General features: G+C 51.0%; 1 pseudogene. It reads right to left on the bottom strand.

What is annotated here, in order from left to right:
- A pseudogene (locus DW917_RS17275) lies at window positions 1-3960 on the bottom strand (hypothetical protein); the annotation flags it as partial.
- Window positions 3961-3984: the final 24 nt, after the last annotated feature.

Raw genomic sequence — 3984 nt, 5'->3', positions numbered from 1 at the left:
GCTACCCTGCAGTGCATATAGATAGTCGTAGGTCATCGTGCCCGTCGTGGTCTTGATGCCCTCGATGAGCGGAGTGACATATTTGAAGATGCCATCCTTATTATATATGCGCTCACACCAGTTGCCCATCTCCTGCTCGTTGAACACCTGCAGGACATAATCGAGTGACATATTGCTGCGGATGGTCTCTGCGACCTCTCGCAACTTGTCCGGGCATGCTCTGACAAGCTCCCACAAGATGCTATCGTGACCAGCGAAGGCATAGCTGCCGATGCTTTCATCGAATGTCTCATGCGTGATGGTATAGTCATATTTGAGATATGAGTCATTGCGCAGGCCGAAGAGGGTATCCATATCGTAAGGTATGAACATCCAGTGCACACCATCCCATGTGACGAGCATCATGTTCTTTACACGGTTATCCACCCCCATTAAGTAGTCTGTGATGAGGTACCAGGCAAACGGTGCTTCATTGATGAAGTACCCCTGGTATTCAGCCTGGAACTTGGTAGGATTGCCCTTGCAGGAGTATATCCACTGCCACAGTCTCTGCACTGCTGCCTTATCCTCAGGATCAGCTGTATCCCAAGTTTTATCTGGCTTGAAGCGGAATTCCAGCGCAGCATCGAAGCGTGCGAGATCTGCCGTGCCGAAGAGACAGATAGGCTCTGAGTTATTGAGGAACTCCAGGCATATGCACTTGTTGCGCTGTCCTGCCAAGGTTGCTTCATCATTGAATCCCTCAATGCCCTCGAAGCCATAGACAATTGCAGATCCGGACTTCTCGTTGTTGAAATTGTACTTGCCGAGATAAGCATTCGTGCCATCGCCATTCTGGTCATAGAACACGTCAATAGGGAAACCATCCACACCAATGCGCACGTCATACTCACCCTTATAGGCAGCCTGTGGAGGTGTCAGCCATCCGCAGCGCTTGAACACGTCATTGACGATGCGAACCGCACCAGTGTTGTGCGTTGACGATGAATCACAGAAGTCTGCCTTGATGCAGAATATGTCAACTGGTCTTGCTCCTGGCTTGAAGGAATAGAGGAAGTCCTCCTGCAGCACACCATTGATGAAGAGCTGCGTGCCATACTTCTCACTACGGCTCATGTATATGCGGTAGTTCTTACGAGGGTATGTCGTGGAAGATGTACCCTGAATGCGGAGACCGCACTGCTTGATGACGAAGTCATACTGCTTGCCGTATGGCGAGTAGAAGTAGATATCAACAGGAATCTCGAACTTCTTGTTGTTTGTCTGGTTGAGCAGGTCGATATCACCAACTATGCGCATCACACCCTTGCCCTGTGCTCTAAGTTTCTCGATATCTACATCTGTGCCTTCATCATTCATGACAGCATTCTTCTGGAAGAGGACAACCATCTCATCGCTTGTCTTGCGGTCAACGATGTAGTTTGACAGCTCTTCATCGTCGTTGAGTGCCCTGTTATATATGCGCAGATTGCGCAATTCAACGTCTGCATCATCAGATAGCACTCGGATATCAGCAGGTGTCTGCTGTATCATAGAATCCGTCGCAGCATATCGGATGGCACTTGACAGGATGCCGTTGACATAGAGCTGCAGGAGTCTGTTGCCACCCTTGCCGCTGACAACGAATGCAATCTTGTAGTTCATGTCTGCCGCAAACTTGGTGCTCACTTCCGTGCCTGCAGTCGTGCGAATCTTAGCCTCCTGCGTAGTCATCTGGAAGCCGACTCCATCTGCCATGCAGTCAAGGATGATGCCGTCACGGTCTGTGACGTTGCTGCACATCAGCTCCATCTCATAGGTGGCACCTTGGCTTGTCGCATCAGATGAGAATGGCTTGAAGCCAATCTCAATATTGGCTCCATTGGTCAGCTTCAGCGCATCGCCAGTCCATCCATTTGACGTCCAGTCGAAGCCGCTGAACTTCGTGGCAACATCAGCATATTGCCATACGGCTGGGTCAGCCTCGCTGCTTGCACGGCCAGAGGCGGTGAGTTTCAGCTGGAGGCCATCTGTGATTTCAACGATATCCACGCTGCTTTTCTCCACCTCAACGAAGAAATTGTAAGATGTAGCGCCAGCCTCGAAGCGCATATTGATTGTGCCCTGGTCGAGATAGCGGTTGCTGTATGTCTGCAAAGTGCGTGGCACGCTGACCGTCTGAGTCTTGATATCGTCACGATAGACAGACATGGAAGCAGGTGTTGTGGCAGGGTCATAGGCTACGAAGTCAAATGACATCTGCTCATACTGACCTGCCTTGATGGTTGGCGTAAGATGATCATCAGTAAAGATGGTACCATCTGCAGATGTAATCTTGGCACCGATATAGGGTGCTTCGGCAGCACCTCTCAGTATATCGAAGTAGATGCTGTCAGAGCGCAGGGTCAGCGTTGGGCTTGCCTCCATCTCAGCCACCATCTGAATAGTATGTCTGCCGTTCTCCAAGCCAGTCATCGCCAGATTGAAGCTACTATTCGTCGTCCCGCTTCGTGTGACGGTCTGCGCATTGCGCTGCTTGCCATCGACATATAATGTCACCACCTTGGTGCCGGATCCGCTGACTGCAAACGGTATGTTTACCGTCTCATCATCAGCATATCCACCGAGTGCCACGCAGTCGGCAATATTGAATGATGATGTCAGCGAGAGCGTGACTGCCTTGACAGACGTGTAAGCCTGCTTGGTCTGCTTGTTGCCTGTCAGAGGGTCTGTTGTTGAGGCAATGACGTAGATATCCGTTGTGCCCAGCTGCAGATATTTGGTCAGGTCGAGCTGATAGCTGCCACTGCTGACATCCTCGATGGTATCACTATATATGGTCGTTGCGCCTAACTTCATCTGCACCTTGATGGTTGCTTTCTGACCTGTTGACTGCCCCTTCTCATCACCAGAGCTGTACTGGTGGTCGTATGTGTAAGTGAGCATGGAGCTTCCACCACGCTTGACAATGCTGTTGTTAACAACAGCCGAAAGAACAATCTTGGTGGTTGAGGTCTCACCTCCACCACCACCGCCACCTGCTGGAACGTCAAAACTGGTGATTTCACCGTTGTTTTTGTTCTTCAGCGAGACATGAACGGTCGAGCCATCATCACTCACCTCGACATCTGTGGAGGCAAGGGTGTTGCCTTCTATCTCATTCAGTTTGGCTGCTATAGCCTTATTTTCTACAGGGTTGGTGCTCTCCTGATCCAGTGTCTCATCGACCTCGACTGTTGGTATGGTAATGTCGATATTACCTGTAGAATCCGGTGTTTTCTTCTCTCCGTTGACTGTCACCTGCTTGACGGTTCCGGCTCCCCCGAAGTCCTCCCATGAGGCGGTAGCATCCCACGATGTGGTATCTGTGCCGATAAACTGCTTGGTCAGCCACTTGCCCTGTGATGCCTCGAATGTGATGCAGAGACCCTTGGAGCGGTTTTTCTCCGGTACGGCTGCAATGGCTGTCTCGAGAGTATAGAAGCCAGACTCAAGAGGCACCTGGTCTGTCACATTGAAAGTATTGCCACCCTTGCCGCTTGCTGACGACTGAATAGACTCCTTCAGACCATCACTCAGCATATCTTCAGTAATGCCACCGCCCTCGAGAGTGTTGAAATGATCTGTCGTCTGCTTGGCGAGTGCGCTGATATTGTCTGCGAGTGCCTTGTTGGTACCAGCCTGTGAGGAGACGTGCTGCGCAAAGGTTTCGTCCTTGGAGCGCATTTCGGTCAGCTCATCAGCGAGCACCTTTTTGGTGTCGGGGTCGAGGACCGCCTTGGTGGAGGTAGCAGGAAGGAACACTTCACCCTTGTTCTGCAGCATCCGCACCTTATTAGCGACAAGCTGCGTAAGGTCTGAAATCGGATCTGAAGGAGATACGTATGCGGTCACATCGATGGTGCCGCCAACATTCCACTTCTCGCCTGTATTGGTCCAGGTACCTGCAGTAGTGCACTTATAGACGATAGCATTGGCCAACTCTCCAACGAAAGCATAATCGCC

Origin of the sequence: Prevotella sp. AM42-24 (genome assembly GCF_003461825.1) — a bacterium.
In the GTDB taxonomy this organism is placed as follows: domain Bacteria; phylum Bacteroidota; class Bacteroidia; order Bacteroidales; family Bacteroidaceae; genus Prevotella; species Prevotella hominis.
The sequence above is the reverse complement of the archived record's forward strand: the minus strand, read 5'-3'. Positions and strand labels throughout refer to the sequence as shown.